At 55.2% G+C, this 20114-nt stretch carries 19 protein-coding genes; 13 read left to right on the top strand and 6 right to left on the bottom strand.

The annotated features are described in order from the left end of the window. Positions 1-19: 19 nt before the first annotated feature. Genes ENN40_03510 through ENN40_03460 form a run of 11 tightly spaced genes read left to right on the top strand, consistent with a single transcriptional unit; the run spans position 20 to position 8919 of the window. The gene (locus tag ENN40_03510; GenBank protein ID HDP94410.1) at positions 20-2668 is read left to right on the top strand and encodes a hypothetical protein; all 2649 of its coding nucleotides are present in this window, start codon (positions 20-22) and stop codon (positions 2666-2668) included. Between the two features lie 56 nt (positions 2669-2724). Then, positions 2725-3081 (top strand): hypothetical protein, encoded by a 357-nt coding sequence (locus tag ENN40_03505; GenBank protein ID HDP94409.1) that lies wholly within the window; start codon positions 2725-2727, stop codon positions 3079-3081. A 6-nt stretch (positions 3082-3087) separates the two neighbouring features. Then, positions 3088-3336, top strand: a complete 249-nt coding sequence (locus tag ENN40_03500) for an AtpZ/AtpI family protein (GenBank protein ID HDP94408.1) — start codon at positions 3088-3090, stop codon at positions 3334-3336. Next, positions 3326-3730, top strand: a complete 405-nt coding sequence (locus tag ENN40_03495) for a hypothetical protein (GenBank protein HDP94407.1) — start codon at positions 3326-3328, stop codon at positions 3728-3730. Before ENN40_03500 ends, ENN40_03495 begins: the two co-directional genes overlap by 11 nt. Further along, positions 3702-4421 carry an ATP synthase F0 subunit A gene (gene atpB / locus ENN40_03490; GenBank protein ID HDP94406.1) on the top strand — a complete coding sequence of 240 codons (720 nt, stop codon included), beginning with the start codon at positions 3702-3704 and terminating at the stop codon, positions 4419-4421. Before ENN40_03495 ends, atpB begins: the two co-directional genes overlap by 29 nt. Positions 4422-4479: 58 nt before the next feature. Further along, positions 4480-4782 carry a hypothetical protein gene (locus ENN40_03485; GenBank protein ID HDP94405.1) on the top strand — a complete coding sequence of 101 codons (303 nt, stop codon included), beginning with the start codon at positions 4480-4482 and terminating at the stop codon, positions 4780-4782. Between the two features lie 58 nt (positions 4783-4840). Then, positions 4841-5695: a YihY/virulence factor BrkB family protein gene (locus ENN40_03480; GenBank protein HDP94404.1), complete on the top strand. Its 855-nt coding sequence runs from the start codon at positions 4841-4843 to the stop codon at positions 5693-5695. Next, positions 5692-6708 (top strand): UDP-3-O-(3-hydroxymyristoyl)glucosamine N-acyltransferase, encoded by a 1017-nt coding sequence (lpxD, locus tag ENN40_03475; protein ID HDP94403.1) that lies wholly within the window; start codon positions 5692-5694, stop codon positions 6706-6708. The genes ENN40_03480 and lpxD overlap by 4 nt, the downstream gene beginning before the upstream one ends. Then, entirely contained in the window at positions 6705-7421 is a 717-nt protein-coding gene (locus ENN40_03470) for a DUF1573 domain-containing protein (GenBank protein HDP94402.1), read from the top strand. The genes lpxD and ENN40_03470 overlap by 4 nt, the downstream gene beginning before the upstream one ends. 6 nt (positions 7422-7427) lie before the next feature. Beyond that, positions 7428-8387 carry a hypothetical protein gene (locus tag ENN40_03465; protein ID HDP94401.1) on the top strand — a complete coding sequence of 320 codons (960 nt, stop codon included), beginning with the start codon at positions 7428-7430 and terminating at the stop codon, positions 8385-8387. Next, positions 8380-8919 (top strand): hypothetical protein, encoded by a 540-nt coding sequence (locus ENN40_03460; protein ID HDP94400.1) that lies wholly within the window; start codon positions 8380-8382, stop codon positions 8917-8919. Before ENN40_03465 ends, ENN40_03460 begins: the two co-directional genes overlap by 8 nt. A gap of 9 nt (positions 8920-8928) precedes the next feature. Here the strand turns inward: ENN40_03460 and ENN40_03455 are convergent, their stop codons facing one another. The 6 genes from ENN40_03455 to ligA all read right to left on the bottom strand — a co-directional run bounded on the left by ENN40_03455 (position 8929) and on the right by ligA (position 17582). Further along, positions 8929-10605: a long-chain fatty acid--CoA ligase gene (locus ENN40_03455; protein HDP94399.1), complete on the bottom strand. Its 1677-nt coding sequence runs from the start codon at positions 10603-10605 to the stop codon at positions 8929-8931. 91 nt (positions 10606-10696) lie between these two features. Next, positions 10697-11743, bottom strand: coding sequence for a hypothetical protein (locus ENN40_03450; protein HDP94398.1), 1047 nt, complete (start codon positions 11741-11743; stop codon positions 10697-10699). After that, the gene (locus tag ENN40_03445; GenBank protein HDP94397.1) at positions 11740-13704 is read right to left on the bottom strand and encodes an ATP-binding cassette domain-containing protein; all 1965 of its coding nucleotides are present in this window, start codon (positions 13702-13704) and stop codon (positions 11740-11742) included. The genes ENN40_03450 and ENN40_03445 overlap by 4 nt, the downstream gene beginning before the upstream one ends. 76 nt (positions 13705-13780) lie before the next feature. Further along, a complete protein-coding gene (locus tag ENN40_03440) occupies positions 13781-14692 on the bottom strand; it encodes a TraB/GumN family protein (protein HDP94396.1) in 912 nt (303 codons plus the stop codon). After that, positions 14692-15510 carry a Nif3-like dinuclear metal center hexameric protein gene (locus ENN40_03435; protein HDP94395.1) on the bottom strand — a complete coding sequence of 273 codons (819 nt, stop codon included), beginning with the start codon at positions 15508-15510 and terminating at the stop codon, positions 14692-14694. Before ENN40_03435 ends, ENN40_03440 begins: the two co-directional genes overlap by 1 nt. Beyond that, entirely contained in the window at positions 15507-17582 is a 2076-nt protein-coding gene (ligA, locus tag ENN40_03430; GenBank protein HDP94394.1) for a DNA ligase (NAD(+)) LigA, read from the bottom strand. The genes ENN40_03435 and ligA overlap by 4 nt, the downstream gene beginning before the upstream one ends. A gap of 79 nt (positions 17583-17661) precedes the next feature. Between ligA and ENN40_03425 the strand changes: the two genes are divergently transcribed. Together ENN40_03425 and ENN40_03420 are read left to right on the top strand one after the other, a co-directional pair. Next, positions 17662-18588 carry a metalloregulator ArsR/SmtB family transcription factor gene (locus ENN40_03425; protein HDP94393.1) on the top strand — a complete coding sequence of 309 codons (927 nt, stop codon included), beginning with the start codon at positions 17662-17664 and terminating at the stop codon, positions 18586-18588. Positions 18589-18605: 17 nt separating this feature from the next. Beyond that, on the top strand, positions 18606-20030 hold the full coding sequence (locus ENN40_03420) for an adenosylhomocysteinase (protein HDP94392.1): 1425 nt from the start codon (positions 18606-18608) through the stop codon (positions 20028-20030). Positions 20031-20114 lie beyond the last annotated feature (84 nt).

Here is a 20114-nt window from a genome sequence, read left to right as displayed (position 1 = left end):
AAACACGCCACCCAACCACGTGACTGACTGGATCCGCGTTCGGGGTGTCCGAACCCATAACCTGAAACATATCGGCCTGGATATTCCCAGGGGAAAGATTATCGCCTTAGTCGGCGTTTCGGGAGCCGGTAAATCTTCGCTGGCTTTTCATACTTTGTACGCAGAGGGGTATTCCCGCTATATGGAGTCGATTTCCCCCTATATCCGTCAATTCCTGGACAAGATAGAGAAACCTCCCCTGGATGGTGTCACCGGGTTGCCTCCCGCCGTGGCTGTTCGTCACCGGCGACCGGCGCGAAATCCGCGTTCGACTGTGGCCACCAGTATCGATTTGTATGATTACTTCCGCATCCTGTATGCCCGGGGCGGGCATTTTTTCTGCCCGGGTTGCGGCCGCCGGCTTAGACGATGGAGCCTGGATGAAATCGTGGCGGACCTGCTTGCCCATCCCGGCGGAGATGTTCTGGTTGCTTTTGATTACCGTGGAGAAATCCCTTTCCTGGTAAACCGGGGATATTACCATTACCTGCATAACGGCAAGCCGCAAAGATTACGGGGAGCCCTTGCCGGCCGGAATATCCAGGTGGTGTTGGATGAGGTAACGGTCAGCCAAGACCAGTGGTCACGTTTGTTTGAAGCCGTTGATCGCGCCATTGCCCTGGGCCGGGAACGGGTGGTGATTCTGCGCAATGGTCAAACTGTTTTCTATGCCGCCAGTTTGCGATGCCCTCATTGCAATGTGACTTATACCGATCCCGATGAAAACCTGTTTTCTTTTAACAGCGCTAGGGGCGCTTGTCCCCGTTGCCGGGGATATGGCGACCTGCAGGAACCGGACCCGAAAAAGATATTCAGCCCGGCTTTATCGCTCGCCGCAGGAGCGATACGGCCCTTGCGCACGGCCATTCACCGCTCGTTCCGCGAACAACTGCTGGCCGCCGCAAAGAAATCGGGAATTGATATCCACCAACCGTTCAGAGATTTATCCCTAACCCACCAGGATTTCATTCTGGACGGCGGCCCCGGTTTCCCCGGAGTAAGCGAATGGTTCCGCTTCTTAAAGGGCAAGCAGTACAAAGTTCAAGCACGCGTGCTCCTGAGTCGCTATTCTTCCTATCAGCCATGCCCGGAATGTCGCGGCGCGCGCCTGAACGCGGAAGCTTTGGCCTACCGGGTGAAAGGTCTCAATATTGCGGAGCTGAGCGCCATGACCATCCGGGACGTGCACCGGTTTTTTGCCGACCTGGATGCGGGTGAACTTGCGGGAAGAGTTACACCGGATGTGTTCCGGGAGATCCAGGCCCGGCTGCAATACCTGGATCGCAGCGGTCTGGGATACCTCAACCTGGACCGTTTGACGTTTACACTTTCCCGGGGCGAGCATCAACGGTTGAACATGGCGTTTATCCTGGGGTCGACTCTGTCCGATTCGCTTTTGATACTGGATCAACCTTCAGCTGATATCCACCCCGCGGAAAGCCGACACATCATGGAGTTTCTCAGGGGATTGCGTGAGGCGGGAAACACGGTGATCATGATCGAGCATGACCCCGACTTGATTCGCGCCGCGGATTGGGTGGTGGAGTTGGGTCCCGGAGCCGGGAATGCCGGTGGTAAAGTGGTATTTTCCGACACCCGGGCCGATTTTTTGCAGGGAAAGCAAACCCTTACCCAGCAACGCATCCATTGCCCGATCACTATCGGAGCTGTCTCCACTCTCCCCGCTTCCATGCTGGAATTCCGGAGCTTGTCGGCGCACAACCTTACTGGATTTGATGTCGGGCTGCCCCGCGCGGGCGTGACCATGGTATGCGGGGTCAGCGGAGCCGGAAAGACATCTCTTTTGCGGGATGAATTGGCAGCCCGACCGTGTCCGCAGGGCATTGCCTCCGTGGAATATGTAGATCCGGAGGTGAATGCCGCGGTGTCGCGGTCCGGAGTGGCGGCCTTTATGCGTATCCATGCACCCATCCGTGAATGGTTCGCGGATCAGCCGGCGGCCCGTCGACTGGGTTATACACCCGGCCATTTCTCCGCCAACTCGCCCCGGGGACGCTGTCCGGTCTGCAGGGGCAAGGGCGGCCGGGAATTGGAGATGCAGTTCCTGCCCTCAGTCTGGATTCCCTGCGAAGATTGCAATGGCACAGGGCTGAGAGCCGAATCAATCAAAATCCGCGTCCAGGGAAAGAACCTGGTCGAATGGTTGGAAATGACGGCATCAGAGGCTTGGCGCCTGCTAAAGGAACCATTGCCGCAAGTGGCCCGCATTCTGGCGGCCATTGAGGAAAACGGTCTCGGTTACCTGCGTCTTTCCCAGACCCTGGGCGCCATGTCGGAGGGTGAACGTCAACGCCTCAAGCTCTGTCGCCACTTGGTCAACGGCAAGGCATCCACGCTGTACCTGGTGGATGATCCCTCCTACGGCCTTCATCCCGTGGACCTGGACCGCGTCAAAGATCTTTTCCGTCGCTTGACCGCTTCGGGACACACGGTCGTGGTTGCCGATCACAACCTGGAATTGCTGGCCGGCAGTGATTGGGTAATTGAACTGGGGCCCGGTGGTGGCGATCGGGGTGGAAGGCTGCTTTTTTGTGGAACGGTTGCGGATTTCCTGCGCCATGGAAAGACCTTGACCGCGAAAGAATTAAAAAAAAAGTGCCGGCCTTGACAAATGGAAAAATCTCTCATTAAATACTAAATTGTATCTGGTAAGAGGAGTTGGCAATGCAGGAAATCGAGATCCTTTCCTGGATCACGCTGGACGCGCTGAAAGAAGCTTCAACCCGTGTCATTGATTCAATCGGCAATCTCGACACCAATGAGCAGATGTCGTTGTTTTGTGTCATTGAAGAAGACTACCTGGAACTTCACTACAGCGAGCTGGAAGCCAATTATCTGAGACGCTTTGACGATGAAGACGAACTCTTTAAACATATTGCCAAACGCCGAGAAGAGTTGGGAGAAGAAGAGGCAGAGGCGTTGGAGTACTTTGAAGACGATGATGCTTTCAGCCGCGATGAAGAGGAAGACGACTTCAATGGTTATAATATCCGCACTGAAGAGGATGATGATACATTCTGATTGGGTATGGTTGAGCGCAACGATAAGGGGCAGATAGTTAACCGGGATGATGCCGGCCGATCCCGGCGCAGTTGGGTTGATTACTCCAGTGTCGGATTGGTGTTTCCCGTTTCCATTGCAGTTGGTTTCGGCATGGGATACATGCTGGACCGATGGTTGCGTACGGCTCCGATCTTCACCATTCTCTTTGTGCTTTACGGTGTAGCCGCCGGGTTCGTCAACCTGTTCAAGGTTTCCCGACGCCATGAAAAGTGATCGTGCCCGTGCCGTGATTCAACGGATCCTGCGTATTTCAGCGGGCCTGACGGTTGTGGTTGTGGTCGCGGCCGTTGCTTGTACTCGATCGTGGCTTTGTAGTATAATTGCGTTTTCGGCTGCTCTGATCGCCCAACTGGGTTTTCTGGTGATGACCCGAGCCCTCGATAGGTACATGCGGTTGCGCCGGGGCATGGGCCCCTTTTTCATGGTATCCCTGGCCAAGTTGGTTGTAATTGTGTTGTTCTTTCTCATCGCCAGTCGCATTTCCGAGCAGGTGGTATTATTTTTCCTGTTGGGTCTTTCGGTTGTGGTGATGGCCGTCCTTGTCGAGGGAGGTATTCAGTTGCTGAGGAGTCTGACCCATGGAAGAACACGAGTTAATCATCGTTGAATGGATAAACAGGCTGCTGCGAAGTGTACTCGGCCTGTTCGGCATTCAACCCCAGACCCATGAAATTCTCCCGTCTCATGTGGTGATGGCCATACTCGTTGCCCTTGTCCTGACCTTTCTTTTTCGGATGGGGGCCCGGCACGTTGACTTGTTTCCCAATCGGTTGCAGGCATTCATGGAGATGATCTACCGCGGGTTCCGCTCCCTGGTGGACGACGTGATCGGGCCGGAGGGGCGACGTTTTATCCCCGCACTGGGTACGGTCGGCCTGTTTATCGCCAGTTGCAATATTCTGGGCTTGTTGCCGGAATTGGCATCGCCAACGGCGAACTTGAACGTTACCGTGGGCTGCGCGGTTTTTATCTTTTTCTATTACCACTACCAGGGCATCCGCAAGCACGGTTTACTGAAATACATACGCAGCTTTGCCGGCCCCGTGTGGTGGATGGCCCCGCTTTTCATCCCCATTGAAGTGATTTCCCACTTCTCGCGGCCCCTGTCTTTGTCCATGCGTCTGTTCGGCAACATTTTCGGCGAGGACCTGGTTATCATTATTGTCGCTTCGCTGGTACCGTTTATCGCACCCCTGCCCATGATGGGGATGGCCGTGTTCACATCTTTGCTTCAGGCCTTTATTTTTGTCATGCTGTCGGCCATCTACCTGGCCGGCGCAATGGAATCAGAGCATTAATTCAGGAGGATCATAAATGAAAAAGAAATTAATGTTGACCCTAATCGCCTTTGCCGTTATGGGGACCCTCATGCCGGCGGCGGAGACCGAGGTACGCAACGTTGCCGATGCCACACCACTTTTCCTTTGGTCCATCGTCGTGGGAGTTTTGGCCCTTGCCTTCACGGCTATTCTGGCGGCTTTCGCGCAGTCAAGAGCCATTCGCACGGCCGCAGACAACATCGGGCGCAACCCGGCTGCCGGAGATAACATCCGCACGGTCCTGATTATCGGACTGGCCCTGATCGAATCCCTGGTGATTTACGTGCTGCTCATTGACCTGATCATCTTTTTCGTTTTATGGGGCAAGTACACTTTCTGAGTAAAGCCGGCCCACTGGACGGGAGGGATCGCATCCCTCCCGTCCCGGTTTCAGATCAATGACCCTTGGTAAAAGATGGGAACGGTTCGCCCGCGCGCTGTGGAAGTCCCTGAAGGATTTTCTACGGGAAGACGGCCTGGATAAAGCCAGTATACTGGCCTATTTTTCGATTTTTTCCACGCTCTTTTTACTTACCTTCCTTACTTTTCTTTTTACCCGATTTCTGGGTAATCCCGACCGTTACCTGACTTCCTTTTACCCATTTTCTCCCGACTTCACCTCGAAGATCTCGCCGGATTTTTTTATTAAAGCCAAGGAATTTTCGGGTACCATCCAGCAGATCGGTGTCCTGGGTATCGGTCTTTCACTGTTCCTGGGTATTCTGGTGTTTAAGAAGGTCATTCAGTTCGTCAACGAGATGTTTCACATCCGTTTGGCCCGGGGCTTTTTGTTCAAGCGCTTCAAGGAATTCGCCCTGATGTTTTTCATTGGCCTGTTTTTCGTGGCCTCTTTCGCCATGACCGGATTCATCTCTACCGTGACCGGATTGTTTCAGCACAACACCTTTATCGCTGAGCACATTTCGCCGGTTTTCATTGAATCGATCAACCAATTCCTGTTAAAATACCTGTTGCCGGTCGCCATCACGTTCAGCCTCTTCTTTTTGCTCTACAAATGGATTCCCGAACGACATGTCCGCACCCGTGCCGCCTGGATCGCGGCCCTGGTTTCTTCGTTGATGTGGGAAGTGGTCAAGCGGGGTTATGCGTATTACCTGGTCAATTTGTCCATTATCGGTCGCATCCAGGGCCCCATTATCGCCATTATTCTTTTCGGTTTCTGGATGGAAGCTTCAACCGCCATACTGCTCTATGGCGCGAAGCTGACGTTTAATCTGGATCGCAATCCATGAACACATTAATGGAAATCAGTTTCCTGCTGAGGGGTGAATTAAAAGGGGATCCAAATACGCCTGTCCTCGGGGTCAACTCGCTGGAGCGGGCCGGAGCGAGCGAGATCGCTTTTCTGGCAAAACGCGATGCGGAACCGTCCGCGATTCAAGCCGCAGCCTTGGTCGTAGCCCGGGACAATCCCATCGAATATCCCAACTTGGTTTATGTGGACGACCCTTATCTGGCATTCGCGCAATTGCTTGAACATTTTTTCCCGGCGCGGCCCTGTTGCACCGGAGTGAATGACAGCGCCCGCGTTGACGTGGACGCCCGGCTGGGTCAAAACGTGCGCCTTGGCGCTTTTGTTGAAGTGGGCGCCGCGGCCTCCATTGGTGACGATACGGAGATCCACAGCGGTTGCGTGGTGTATCCCGGCGCGGTGATCGGGCGTTCCTGCCTGGTTTATGCCAACGTGGTGATCCGTGAAGGAGTCGTCATCGGAGATCATTGTATCATTCATGCCGGAGCGGTGATCGGGAGTGACGGATTCGGCTTTTCCCGGGATTCCGGGGGAATTCCACGCAAAATTCCCCAAAAGGGAAAAGTGATTATCGGTGACCATTGTGAAATCGGCGCCAACACCTGCATTGACCGCTCAACCATTGAGGAAACCCGACTGGAAAACCACGTGAAGTTGGATAACCTGGTCCAGGTGGGGCACAATTGTCGCATCGGTTCCGGTTCAACCATATCGGCGTTGACGGGTATCTCCGGTTCCGTTGATGTCGGACGCAATGTGATCATGGGGGGCCAGGTCGGAATCGCCGACCATCTGCGTATTGCCGACGGTGTCATGATCGCGGGGAAAACCGGGGTTTCCGGGCACATCAAGAAGCGTGGCATTATCGCCGGCAATCCCCACATGGACCTGCGTGGCTGGCGCCGTATGCACGCATTATTGAGAAACCTGGATGATTACTATGCGCGAATCCGTGAGTTGGAAAAACAAATAAAGGAATTGGAGGCAAAATGAAAAAATTCATAGCAGGAATCGCCGTTGCCCTGGTGTGTGCGGTCCTGGTCCCGGCACAGGCCGGAATCGAGTTTACTTCAGAGCAGGTGGATTTCGGCGAAGTTGACAGCGGCAAAATAGTGGATCTGGAATTCGAATTTACGAATACGGGCAACGACATCCTGGAGATCAAAAACATCACGTCCACATGTGGATGCACGGTGACCAGCTTGGAAAAGAAAACCTTTAAGCCTGGCGAGAAAGGCATCATTCCCGTCAAGTTTTATTCCCGCGGGTACCAGGGACGCGTGGTCAAAACCCTCACTGTTTCTACCAATGACCCCAAGAAAGCTTATGTGCGCCTGCGTTTGACTGGAATCGTAACCATGAAGAACTACGCCGGCATCGAGGTGGCTCCGAATCGATTGCATTTCGAAAAGGTGCCGCTGGGAGGAGAAGCCGAACAGACTTTTGAAATACGCAATCCCGGCTCCCTGCCCCTGCGCATTATCGAGGTGATTCACGGACCGGAGGTCAGCCCCCGTTTCGATGGGAAATCCGTGGGCCCCGGAGAGTCGCTCAGCGTAACTTTGCATCTGAAGGGTATGGCCGCGGGCCCTTTTGTCACCTACCTGAAAATCCGCAGCAACGCATTCCGGCAAAGCCTGGCCGTGGTTAAGGTAGATGCCGACATTGCAGAGACAGGCGCTCCCGAGGTCGTTGCTTCGGATTGACGCGGTATGTTTTCAGACACAACTGGAAAAATGCCTGATTCCCCGGGTCCGCGGGTGTGGGCTGTTTGCGGTGGAAAAGGCGGTACCGGGAAATCGTTCCTGGCTTCACAACTGGCTATTACCCAGGCTTCACGCGGCCGATCAGTGGTGCTGGTGGATGCGGACCCGCAGGGAGCGGGGGTGCACGGTTTGCTGGGTCTGGCCCATCGCACTCCGGCCTTTGCGGACTGCCTGTATGGAGAAAAACCCCTCGTAGAATGTCTTCATCGTACACAGGTCAACAACCTGCGTATTGTATTCGGCAACGCGGGTACCCGGCCGTTGCCGGCTTTCACGCACGTCAAAATGGAAAGGCTTTGCGCCCAGATGGCGGAACTCGACGCGGAATTGGTAATCATGGACCTGGGGGGTGGGATGGCTCCTGAGATTCTGGACCTGTTTCTCTCCGCGCATGAATCCATTGCGGTCACCTTGCCCGAAATGCCCGCACTAGAGAACTTTTTTCAATTCTGCCGGGCACTGCGGTTTCACACCATCAACCGCTGGCTCGCCCGGGAAAGTTTGTCCCTTCAGGCTGAAAACATCTGGGAAGAACGCCCCAGGGAAGAGATCGTGGATTTGAATGATCTGCGTCACTATTTGCCGGCTGTAATCGGACGCCGTGGCGCTTCCACCCGGCAGGTTCCCTCTCCCCCACGAGTGCATCTGGTTCTCAACCACTTAACCAGCATCGATGAGGTGCAACACGGCTTTTCCATACTCAGCCTGTGCCGCAAGCACCTGGATGTCCACCTCAGCTATGCGGGATACGTGGAAAGCGAGCCCAAGGTATGGAAGAAACTGAGCGCGGTACAGGGTCGCCCCAGGATTCACATTACTCCGCGCATCCGCCTTGAAATCCTGAGGATCGGCAAGAATCTTTTGCACGGGCGGGAATTACGCATAGACAGTGTGCTCAATGTCTGATCCGGAACTGCGCGGTTATTACCAGATCCTGGACCTGGAGGAGGGCGCCTCACTGGACCAGGTCAAGGCCCAGTACCTGCATCTAAAGACACTCTATTCCACGGATTCCCCGCTCTTTCACTGCCTCGGTTTTTCCATGCCCGATCCCCGCAAACGCGAGATGTTGTCCCGGATTCAACGCGCCTATTTCACTTTGCGGGAACACCATGCCCGGCGTCGTCAGGAACGCAGGGACACCACCCGGGACACGGTTCAGGAACAACGCATACCGGATTTTGAACACTACCGCGGGGAAGCGTTGCGCCTGACGCGAGACGTCCTTGGAATCAGCCTGGAAGAGGTGGCCTTTGCCTGTGGCATCCCCCTGTCCCACCTGCGGCATATCGAAGCCGACGAATTCAACCAGCTGCCTCCGAAAGCCTATGTCCGCCTCTACTTGCGCAAGTACGCGGAGTTTATGTGCCTCGATCCCGACCAGGTAGTGAAGGATTATCTGGCGGGTTATCCCCAAACAGAAGGGGATAACCCGTAGTGTCCACGCCTATTTCGGTCGTGTTCCGGCCGCGGGAATGGTATACAGGAAACGTTTGATCTTACGCGTGGGGGTTTTTTCAAATTCCTCGGGATAGACTTCGATTCGCGCAATCTTGCTGTAGGCGGGCAATTCGTGGTTCACGCGTTGCTTAACCAGTTGAAAATGCCGTTCGAGGTCGGTTTCGGTCATTCCCGCGGCGTATACGCGGTCAAAATCGGGATAAACCAGGGCGGATATCTGGTTTTCACGTTCCATGACCAGTGATTCCATGACGAACTCCTGGTTGTCCAGTTTGCTCTCAATTTCTTCAGGGTAAATGTTCTGGCCGCTGGAGCCCAGAATCATGTTTTTGCTGCGGCCCTTGATATAGACAAAACCCTCCTTATCCATCAGCCCCAGATCCCCGGTATGCAGCCATCCGTGCTCGTCTAATGCTTCCGCCGTGGCCTGGGGGTTTTTATAGTACCCTTTCATGACATGGACTCCCCGCACCATGATTTCGCCCACAACGCCGGCTGGGTCCGCTGAATCAATGCGTACTTCCATGCGGTCCACCGGGGTGCCGACTGAACGGGCGCGAATACTTTTCCAGGGGCTGTAAGCGATCAACGGGCCGCATTCCGTCATGCCGTACCCCACGGTAAGGGGAAAGGAAATGGAGCGGAAGAAATCTTCTACTTCAGGGTTCAATGCCGCTCCGCCGATGACCAATTCGTGAAACTTGCCCCCGAATGCGTCATAAAGCTTCTGGTAGAGCTTGCGCTGCAGCAACTTGTTGATGGGTCCGAGTTTGCGGGCCGCGCGTATCATTCGTTTCTGAAGTACGGGTTTGACCTGTTTGCGATAGATTTTTTCGATGATCAGGGGTACGGATAAAATCAGTTGTGGGCGTATGCGCGCAAAGGCCTCCATGATAATTCGCGGAGAAGGGGTTTTGCATAGGAATGTGATGTGGCAACCCAAGGTAAACGGAAAGAGAAACTCAAAAGCGCATCCATATGAATGGGCCAGGGGAAGAAATGAAAGGATGCGATCTCCCTGCACCAGCGGCATGTTTTCCTGCCCGTATCGGATGTTGGACATCAGGCTGGCGTGTGACAACTCCACGCCTTTCGAGAATCCGGATGTTCCGGAAGTGTAGTTGATGGTGGCCGTGGCCTCAGGGGAAACGGGTTTCACCACAAAAGAGTCGGGTTCGACCTGAATATCTCGACGCGAGGGGAATTCCTCGTTCATCTTTTCAAAGGCTTTATACACCGTCTTTTTGTTTAACCCCAGAGGCTCCAACCTGTCCAGGGATACAAATGCGGAGCAGTCGGGCATTTTGTCGATATCCAGTTTCTCAAACAGATTGTCGGCAACCAACAACAATGCGGAGTCGGAATGGTTGACGATATGGTGCACATCACTGGGATGAAAGTCGGGAAGAATGGGCACAATGGCGGCTCCATACATCACCGTGGCCAGGTAGCAGAGCGCCCAGTTGACCGAATTCTTTCCCAACAGGGCGATTTTGTCTCCCGGACGGATATGCGCTCGCTGCAGCAAAAGGTGAAGCCAGGTGATGCGTCCTGCGACTTCGCCATAAGTCAATCCTTTCTGATCGAAATCCGTCAGGGCGGAAAGATTCCAGTTGTGCTCAATACTGCCGTGCAAAGCCTCTACCAGTGTTTTCGCTTTCATGTTCCCTCCTTCGGTAAATGTCCACACCGGGCGGGGATTCGCCTCCCGGCCGCTTTGATTGCATTCTAGTCTCTACTCGGGAAACATGCAATCAGGATAACAAACGAATGCGGGTCTGAATGTAATTTAACTCGTCCGACTTAATCGCGATTCGATGCACATCCTGTTCTCCCAGACGGACCGCTTCGCGGCCATCCACTTCCATGTAGCGGCGATTGCGGGCTGAATGAAACCACAGGGTCAAGTTTGCGGTTCCCTGGTCGATTTCCAGTGTTGTGACGCCGCCCGGCGCGATTGCGCTTCCTGAATTGAACAGGCAGGGAACCAGAAGGCCCTGGTGATATAACATGCTTTGACCCGCGTATTTTTTTCGAGAGCATATCAGTGTGAAAAACTCGCTTTTCATGTTCCCGATGTCGGCGGCCAATTCCGCGTCGGGTTCATGTGCCAAGCGGCGGCAAGCCGATTCAATCCGCATTTTCAGGGTGTCCAGCCGGGACATGGACTCGAACAGGGGGCGGTGGGTATGGCCGATTATGGTCATAATGCGCTGGCTGCGGGCGAAAAGGTAAACCCTTTTTTCATAGCGGTATTTTCGGCGACTGTTAAAGGCCACGGTATAGTTGCGAATTCCCAGGGGCGAGGCAACCCAGCGCAAAAACCATCCCAACAGGTGGTTGATCAGCGGCCCGTACAATGCTGCCTGATGCCCGTGAAAAACCAGGATCTCTCCAGATGCGGTGAGCAGGCGAACGGCGTGTCCCGGGTTTTTTAATCCGGGACCCAGGGAAGCGGGTGACATGTCATGATTGCCGATCAAGCGGGTCAATCCGTTGCTGGATTGAAATTTCAAAAAGAGTTGAAACAATTCCTGCCAGCGTTTCCGCACCCGGTGCTGGGAAAATCGCTGCAGTTCTTCGATATCCCCGTTCAAGAGCAAATGAAAGCCCCGGGGCAGGTAGTAATGCTCAAGGGCGTTTTGCAGCAGGGTGCCGTTGTGGCTGAAATCGTCCAATTTGCCGCCGTCTCCCAGATGCAGGTCGCTGACTACCACCAGGCGGTCCCGTTCCCCCAACCGGTGGACCGCTGCCGCTGCATACAAACGCTCTAACCGGCGCGTGACCATAGACCGGGTCATGTGTTTGTCTCCCCGGAGGAAGCCGGAGACAGGTTCTCCAGCAAGGTGTCCAGTTCGTGGTGAAGGGACTCCCAATCCGAAACAGCGGTCTCTACTTGCTCGATCACCCGGGCATATTGCTTTTGTAGGTCCACGACTTTTTCGCTGTTATCATAGGTTTCGGGATGTGCCAGGTGGCTTTCCAACTCCGCCTGCCGCAGCTCCAGGATTTCAATCCGTTCCTCAAGAGTCCGGATATTTTCGCTGAGGCGTCCCCGTTCTTTGCTGACGGCCTGCCGAGCCAGGGCCTGTCGTTGCCGTTCATTGCGCCGGCTTTCCCCGCTTCCCGCCATGGTTTCCGGCAGAGCCGGCTCGTCGACGGGTTCGTCTCGTTTTTCCAGGTATTCAGAGTAATTGCCCAGGTATTCACGCAGGCATCCATCCTGGATCTCAACCACCCGGGTCACGATTCCATCCAGGAAAAAACGGTCGTGGGATACCAGCATAATGGTGCCTTCGTAGGCGTCCAGTGCCTTTTCCAACGCATCCCGGGCATGGATGTCCAGGTGGTTGGTGGGTTCGTCCATGATCAGAAAGTTGGTTCCGGATATCAGGATGCGGGCCAGGGATACCCTTGCCTTTTCTCCCCCGCTTAAAACCCGGATCGGCTTAAACACTTCATTGCCATGGAATCCGAACAGTCCCAGAATGGAGCGCACTTCCGGGATCCGCGCCGGCGGCGCGGCATCACTGACTTCACGGATTATCGGCAAATCCAGGTTCAAGGCCTCTACCTGGTGCTGAGCGTAGTACCCGACGACGGTTCGTCTTCCCAGGGTCAGTGTTCCCTCCAGCGGGGTGAGTTCCTGGTTAATCAACCGCGTCAGGGTGGTTTTGCCGGCTCCGTTTCTGCCTACCAGGCAGATTTTGTCCTGGCGCCTGACCTCCAGGTCGATGCCGCGAAATACCCATTGACCGGGTGAATAAGCGAATCCCATGTTTTTCAGGCTTAACACATCCCGGAAAGATGCCTGGGCCGGGGTCAGGCGGAAATTGATTTTCGGGTCCGGAGCGGGGATGGGTTTGGCGGCTTCCATTTTTTCCAGTTGTTTAACGCGGCTTTGAACCTGGGCGGCCTTGGTTGCCTTGTAGCGGAATCGTTCAATGAATTTCTCTTGACGGCGGCGTTCCACCTTTTGCTGCCGTTGCAACTGTGTTGTGTGTTCACGTTGTTGCGCCCGCATCTTTAGATATGTGCGGTAGCGGCCGGGATAATGATGTAAACACCCGTTTTCCAACTCAACGATCTCCTGGGACAGGCGGTCGATAAAAAAGCGGTCATGTGAAACCATCACCATGCTGCCGCTGAAATTCAAGATGAATCGCTCCAGCCATTCCAGGGAGGGCAGGTCGAGATGGTTGGTGGGTTCGTCCAGCAGCAAAAGGTCGGGTTCTTTCAGAAGCAGGCGTGCCAGCAGGGCACGCATGCGCCAACCTCCGCTGAAGCTTGACAGGGAAAGCCCTTCCTGGGCACGCTCGAATCCCAGACCGGACAAGATACGGCGGGCCCGATTCTCAAGTTCATAGCCCTTTTTGCTGGAATACCGGGTCTCCAGGTTTTCCACCCGTTTCAACCATTGAGAGTAATCCGAATCTTCTGGTGGTGGATCGGCCCGCAATGCCTCGAGTTGGGCTTCAAGCCGGAGAATATCGCTACGTCCGTTCAGGACGGATTGCATCAGCGTGCCTTCGCCCCCGGCAACCGTTTCCTGGGGCAGGTGAGCCACGCGGTAGCTGCGAGATTTGACGACTTCTCCGGAATCGGGCTCCAGTTCCGCCGCCATGATGCGCAATAAAGTGGTTTTTCCGGTTCCGTTGGCGCCGACCAGGGCCAGGCGCCTTCCCGGCATCACGGTCCAGTCGACCTGGTGCAGCAGGGCGCGGCCGTCAATGGAAAACGTTACTTGGCGGAGTGTCAACATGGTGTTGAGGGGTGAAAAGCCCGGTCCCCCCAAAGATTATATGCCAGGGCGGGGGAGAAGAGCAAATCCGCTTCGTTTACAGTTGTTGAACGAGGTATCCGCGTCCACGCAGCCGGGAGATGATACCTTTATCCCCCACCAGATGGGCCGCCCCCACTACCACAAAAAGCTTTTGTTCCGCTGACAACAGTTCCAGGATGCGTTCAGTCATGGATCGGTTGCGCTGATACACAATTTTATCATAGAGGTCGGTCAGTTCGGGGTGATCCTGGATACTGCGGGTCAGCAGGGATTCCATGGCGTCGATGTCGCCGGTGAACCAGGCGGCTACCATGTCTTCGACCTGTTTGCGCGCATTCTCGGATTCCTGGATGTTGAAAAACAGGAAGCGCTCACTCATGGCTTCAGAGAAACCGTTAAACAGCTCCATTTGCGACTTCAGCCCCTCGAGTTCCAGGATTTCCATTTCTTCCGGCGCGATTTCCAGGAAATACCGGTCCACACCCCAACGTGGATCGAACCCCATGCGCATCATCTCCATGCTGACAATGGTGAGGGCCAGCATCCAGGGCTTGAAACGGGAGAAGCCCTTGATATCCATGCCCAATTCGCTCAGCTTGCGCTCGGCCAATTGCCAGGTTTTTGTGGACACGTGGTTTTTCAGGCTGTCGTCCTCAGCATACATTCCCAGTTGCATCTGCATCAGAGCGGCCCCGGCCATTTTGTCCGCGGAGATGTCGGCTTCCACCGCCAGGGCGCCACATTCGGCAAAGGCGTTACGGATGGCTGCGGGCAGGGGAAAATAGTCTTTCTTTAATAGGTGAATCGATCCCATGATGTACGCCGATCCCTGTTCGCCTTTAACGGACCACAAAAAGTGCCTGGCATCCAGGGGACAAGTGATCCCCGCCGCCATGGCGGCAATGACCGCCAGTTTCGTCCAGGTTCTCTTAAATTTGGTCATGGGCGTTCTCCTTTCGGTTTTCATTAAATGGGATTGGGTACGTCAACGAACCGGGCATGCAGGTTCAGGCGGGAAGCCAGTTCATCCCGCAGGGCCCGGATCCCGGGCAGTTCCGAACGGTAATGGCCCAGGTTGATGAAGTGGGTTCGGGTTTCACGGGACAATGCGGGTATCGGTTCCTTGATTTCCCCGCAGAAAAAAGCATCCACTCCCCTTGATACGGCGCTTTCATACAAGTCTGCGGATCCACCGGAAACCACGGCCAGACGACGGGGCATTTCAGGACCGTTGGCCAGGACCTGGAAGCCGTGGCGCCATTCCAGGCGAAATCCCTGTTCGTCGTGACCCGGAACCGCCCTGCTTTCACCCTCCCGGCCGGGGAGGTGTTTTGCCAGGCGGCGCAGCAGCTCATCAAGGGGCGCTGCCGTGGCGTTGTCAGACAGGAACCCCGGACCCAGCGGTTCAGGCGAGTTGCCGCCCATCCACCCGGTTATCAAGGCGTTGTGCCCCAACACGGGATGGGCGTCCATGGGCAGGTGGATGCCGAACAGGGAGATTTCGTGTTTGAGAAGGGTGGCGACCCAGCGTTGCCGGATCCCGGTCAGGCGGAACAAGTCCCGTCCGAAAAAACCGTGATGCACGATAACCGCGTCCGCCATGTAGTTTACGGCGGCCTTAAGCAGCAGCCCGTTCAAGGAGACACCCAGGACTACGCGCCGGATTTCACGCCGGCCTTCAACCTGGAGGCCATTGTGACAATAGTCTTTGAAATCATCTGTTTGATAAAAGCGGCGCAGCCATTGGTCCAGATCATCCCGATGCATCATGCGCGTTGGTGTCATTTTGCTCTCAGCAGGTCAATGAATTGTTCTTCGTCTACAATGGTCGCCCCGGTTTCAAGGGCCCTTTCGAGTTTGGAGCCGGGGGATTCGCCCTTCAAAAGGTGGGTGGTGCGGTTGGTGACGGTTGCAGCGATACGGCCCCCACGTTGACTGATTTCATCGGCGGCGCGGGAACGGGGAGAATAGTGTTTGAAAGAGCCGGTGATGACCCACACGGTGTTTTCCAGTGAACGATCGCCTTCACCGCTTTCCTTTTGTGCCTGCATTTGCAGGCCGCAGGCTTCCAGTTCACGAATCATCTTCAGATTTTCGCTGTCCTGGAAGTATTCCACCAGGGCCCTGGCCGTGGTCTCTCCGAAACCATGAATCGCGGCAAAAGGCTCCGCATCACCCTGTGCGGCCGTGGCAATCAGCTTGTGCATGGAATCAAAACCGTTTTCGATCAACAAACGCACGGCGGCGGCGCCGATTCCCTCAATTCCCAATGCCGCCAGTACCCGGGAAAAGGGCTGGTTGCGACTGGCTTCCACGCCTTCACAAATGGCGGAGATTTTTCGCTGCTTGAATCCTGCTTCACCAAGCAATTGGTCCGGATCAAAGGTGTAGATATCGGGTATGCGCCGAACCAGGTCTTTTTCATAAAGAAAATGGATGGTTTTCTCGCCCAGGCTTTCGATATCCATCTGGGCGCGTGCGGTAAAGTGGATCAGGGCGCGACGTTGCCGCTCCGGGCAATCGCGATTGGGGCAGAAATGATGGGCACCCTGGCGCACCAGGTCTGAATCGCAGAAAGGACAGTTGTTTGGGAGTTGAAATATCGAACCGTGGCCGTCCGCCGGTTCCACTACTTTTTCCACGGCGGGGATGACATCCCCGCGGCGCGAAATCCGCACCCGATCTTTTATGCGCAGTTCAAGGGTGTTGATGTACTCCTGGTTGTGCAGCGTAGCCCTGGAAACCGTGCTGCCCCCCACGACGACCGGCTCCAACTCCGCCACCGGGGTTACCCTGCCGTTGCGTCCGACTTGAACCTGAATTCCCAGAAGCCGGGTTTCGGCTTCCGGGGCGTCGAATTTAAAAGCTAGGGCCCAACGGGGATGATGGGCCGTGGCACCGAGGGTTTCACGCAGCGGGATTTCATTGATCTTGATCACGAGGCCGTCGATTTCGTAATTCAGCGCACCGCGCCGGTCACGGGCATTATTCACAAAGGATTCGAATTCCTCCAGCGTACCAGCCGCGAGTTCCGGAATGCGTTGGGAAACTTCCCGGCAACGTCCGACATCGCGGCAAAAGAATCCCGCATGGCCTTTCATGCGGAATCCTGCATTCTGCAAATAAGACAAGCGCGCCACGTGGTCCGTTTTCAGGCTCAGGGAAGTGCCTTTGGAATTCCACGCGACTTTTCCGGCGTCCATCCATGCTTCATACCCGTTGAAGCGCAGGGGAACGCGGGCGGCCTGGGATGATTTCAATTGCCGAAGCGTTCCCGCGGCCAGATTGCGGGGACTGGAATAGCGGTTTTCCAATCTCTGGTTAAAGGCCAGGAAGTCATCGCGATGCATGAACACTTCACCGCGCACAACCAGGTCGTCGCTGGATTCCAGTACCAAAGGAACCGACGGTATGGTGCGCACGTTGGCGGTGACATCATTGCCGCTGTACCCGTCGCCCCGTGTCAGGGCGCGAAACAATTCTCCTTTGCGGTAATAGAGTACAACCGATGCGCCGTCGAGCTTTTCTTCCGCAACGAAACCGGTATGGTCACCGTGGCGATCGGCAAGTTTGCACATCCATTCCACCACTTTGGCGGTTGTATACTCTTTATCCAGTGAAAGGACCTCAACCGTGTGTGGGTGCTCTTCCAGGCTGTTATCCAGGTCCGAGCCCACACGCCGGGTGGGGGAGTTGATCAATGCCCATTGCGGGTAACGTTTTTCCAATTCCGACAGTTCACTGAACAAGCGGTCGTATTCAAGGTCCGTGATTTCCGGCCGGGAAAGCACGTAATAGAGGTATTGATGGTGGAGCAGCAGGCGCGAAAGTTCCCTGATTCGCCTGCGCACATCCATGATGGGATTATAAACTCCCGAAAATTCCGGGTCAAGCGCGCCACTTGACTATATCAACATATCATGATATATTGTTTTTATGTCGACACTTTCCCGTTTCAAGGCGCTGTCGGACCCCATGCGTCTGCGTATCATCCATCTATTGCTCCACATGGAGTTGAACGTCAACGAATTGGTTGCCGTATTGCGTACCGGGCAGTCACGTGTTTCCCATCATCTGCGCATGTTGGCCGTGGGGGGACTGGTCACCCACCGACGCCAGGGGTTGTGGACCTTTTATGCCGCCGCCCGTGATGGAGAAGGCGGCGCGTTTCTAAAGGCCGTGCGCTCGTTTCTGGGTGATACTCCCGAGAATGAGGCGGATATCGAGGCGGCACAACGCGTAGTCATGCAGCGTGAATCTGAAACCACGCGTTTTTTCGACAATATCGCCGAGGACTGGGATGCCTTGAGGCGGGAAATTTTCGGCGATTTCGACCTCGCATCGTTGATTTTAAACACCATTCCGCCCGTGGACACGGGGGTCGACCTGGGTTGCGGTGCGGGAGATTTGATTCCCCTGCTGTTGCGGCGATGCCGCCGGGTCATCGGTGTAGACAATTCCCCCCGCATGCTTGAAAGCGCCCATCGTCGTTTTCAAAATCAAAAAGGCGCGGTGGATCTGCGCATTGGCGGCTTGCGACACCTTCCCCTGCGGGACGCGGAAGCGGATCTGGCGATCATTCACATGGTGCTGCATCATCTGGAAGACCCGGTTGAGGTGTTTGACGAAGCCCATCGAGTATTGAAACCACGGGCCCCCTTCCTGATTGTGGATTTCCTCCGCCATGATCGTAAAGAGATGCGGCAGCGATATGGAGATCGCTGGTTGGGTTTTGACCGGGAGCAGATCCATGCCTGGTTGCAAAAAAGCGGCTTTTCCGCCGGACGGATAGAGACCATTGCGTTGCAAAAGGGGCTGGAGGGATTTTTTCTTCCGGCTACAAAAATAGATATGCAAAATTAATCGAATTGGAGGCTAGTATGAATTTTATTGAACTGGACCTTGATCTGAAATACCGCGTTGCGGATATTTCACAGGCCGAATGGGGCCGCAAGGAAATGGAGCTGGCGGAAGGGGAAATGCCCGGACTGATGGCGGTGCGCGAGAAGTACGGTGCCGACAAACCCCTTGCGGGCCATAAAATCACCGGCAGCCTGCACATGACCATTCAAACGGCCATGTTGATTGAAACGCTGGTTGAATTGGGGGCGGATGTGCGCTGGGCTTCCTGCAACATTTTTTCCACCCAGGACCATGCCGCGGCCGCCATTGCCGCCGCCGACAAAGCCGCCGTGTTCGCCTGGAAAGGAGAAACCCTGGACGAGTACTGGTGGTGTCTTGAACAGGCCCTGACATGGCCGGACGGCAGTGGTCCCGACCTGATCGTGGACGACGGCGGGGACGCCACATTGTTTGTGCATGAGGGTGTCCGCGGTGAAGCGGATCCCGCCCGCCTAAAGAAATCCTATGATCATGCGGACTTTCAGGCCCTGATCCAGCGCCTGCTGCGGGCATACCAGGCTGATCCGAAACGCTGGCAACAGGTGGCCGCCAACATTCGCGGGGTTTCCGAAGAAACCACGACCGGAGTGAGCCGCTTGTATCAATTGGAGCGTGAGGGAAATTTGCTGTTTCCCGCCATTAATGTCAATGACTCGGTAACCAAGTCCAAGTTCGACAACCTTTACGGTTGCCGAGAGTCCCTGAGTGACGGCATCAAGCGGGCCACCGACGTCATGCTGGCCGGGAAAAAGGCTCTGGTGATGGGTTTTGGAGATGTCGGCAAGGGAAGCGCTCAATCCCTGAAGGCATACGGCGCGCGTGTTTTTGTGTCGGAAATCGATCCCATCTGCGCCCTGCAGGCCGCCATGGAAGGGTATCCCGTCGTGCGTACCGATGACGTAGTGGCCGATATGGATATATTCGTGACCGCCACGGGCAACTTCAAGGTCCTGACCGGAGCACACATGGAGCAAATGAAAGACGGTGCCATCGTCTGCAACATCGGCCACTTTGATAACGAGATCGAGATGGATTACCTGGAGAAGAGTCCCCAGTGCCGTCGTCGCAACATCAAACCCCAGGTCGATCAATGGACTCTTGTTTCGGGCCGTTCAATCATCGTTCTGGCCGAAGGCCGATTGGTTAACCTGGGTTGTGCCACCGGGCACCCCAGCTTCGTGATGAGCTCGAGTTTCACCAACCAGGTCCTGGCCCAGATCAAGCTGGCCGGTGAGAATCACGATAAAAAGGTGTACGTACTGCCCAAGTACCTGGATGAAGAAGTGGCGCGACTGCATCTGGAAAGGCTGGGTGCGCAGCTCACCCGCTTGACACCTGAACAGGCGGAATACCTTGGCGTGGACGTGAACGGACCGTACAAATCGGACCACTACCGTTATTAACCTGCATTTCTCACAACGATCTGCTGCAATGGCGGATATGGCCGCATTGACGGCGTTATGCTCGGTCATTCTTCTCAGCCATAG

The sequence above is a fragment of the Candidatus Aminicenantes bacterium genome (assembly GCA_011049425.1).
Taxonomy (GTDB): domain Bacteria; phylum Acidobacteriota; class Aminicenantia; order UBA2199; family UBA2199; genus UBA876.
The sequence above is the reverse complement of the archived record's forward strand: the minus strand, read 5'-3'. Positions and strand labels throughout refer to the sequence as shown.

Bases quoted from the DNA above. Each gene is read 5' to 3' on its own strand.
- ENN40_03505 (HDP94409.1), top strand. From the start codon at position 2,725: ATGCAGGAAATCGAGATCCTTTCCTGGATCACGCTGGACGCGCTGAAA.
- ENN40_03500 (HDP94408.1), top strand. From the start codon at position 3,088: ATGGTTGAGCGCAACGATAAGGGGCAGATAGTTAACCGGGATGATGCC.
- ENN40_03495 (HDP94407.1), top strand. From the start codon at position 3,326: ATGAAAAGTGATCGTGCCCGTGCCGTGATTCAACGGATCCTGCGTATT.
- atpB (HDP94406.1), top strand. From the start codon at position 3,702: ATGGAAGAACACGAGTTAATCATCGTTGAATGGATAAACAGGCTGCTG.
- ENN40_03485 (HDP94405.1), top strand. From the start codon at position 4,480: ATGGGGACCCTCATGCCGGCGGCGGAGACCGAGGTACGCAACGTTGCC.
- ENN40_03480 (HDP94404.1), top strand. From the start codon at position 4,841: ATGACCCTTGGTAAAAGATGGGAACGGTTCGCCCGCGCGCTGTGGAAG.
- lpxD (HDP94403.1), top strand. From the start codon at position 5,692: ATGAACACATTAATGGAAATCAGTTTCCTGCTGAGGGGTGAATTAAAA.
- ENN40_03470 (HDP94402.1), top strand. From the start codon at position 6,705: ATGAAAAAATTCATAGCAGGAATCGCCGTTGCCCTGGTGTGTGCGGTC.
- ENN40_03465 (HDP94401.1), top strand. From the start codon at position 7,428: ATGTTTTCAGACACAACTGGAAAAATGCCTGATTCCCCGGGTCCGCGG.
- ENN40_03460 (HDP94400.1), top strand. From the start codon at position 8,380: ATGTCTGATCCGGAACTGCGCGGTTATTACCAGATCCTGGACCTGGAG.
- ENN40_03455 (HDP94399.1), bottom strand. From the start codon at position 10,605: ATGAAAGCGAAAACACTGGTAGAGGCTTTGCACGGCAGTATTGAGCAC.
- ENN40_03450 (HDP94398.1), bottom strand. From the start codon at position 11,743: ATGACCCGGTCTATGGTCACGCGCCGGTTAGAGCGTTTGTATGCAGCG.
- ENN40_03445 (HDP94397.1), bottom strand. From the start codon at position 13,704: ATGTTGACACTCCGCCAAGTAACGTTTTCCATTGACGGCCGCGCCCTG.
- ENN40_03440 (HDP94396.1), bottom strand. From the start codon at position 14,692: ATGAAAACCGAAAGGAGAACGCCCATGACCAAATTTAAGAGAACCTGG.
- ENN40_03435 (HDP94395.1), bottom strand. From the start codon at position 15,510: ATGACACCAACGCGCATGATGCATCGGGATGATCTGGACCAATGGCTG.
- ligA (HDP94394.1), bottom strand. From the start codon at position 17,582: ATGGATGTGCGCAGGCGAATCAGGGAACTTTCGCGCCTGCTGCTCCAC.
- ENN40_03425 (HDP94393.1), top strand. From the start codon at position 17,662: ATGTCGACACTTTCCCGTTTCAAGGCGCTGTCGGACCCCATGCGTCTG.
- ENN40_03420 (HDP94392.1), top strand. From the start codon at position 18,606: ATGAATTTTATTGAACTGGACCTTGATCTGAAATACCGCGTTGCGGAT.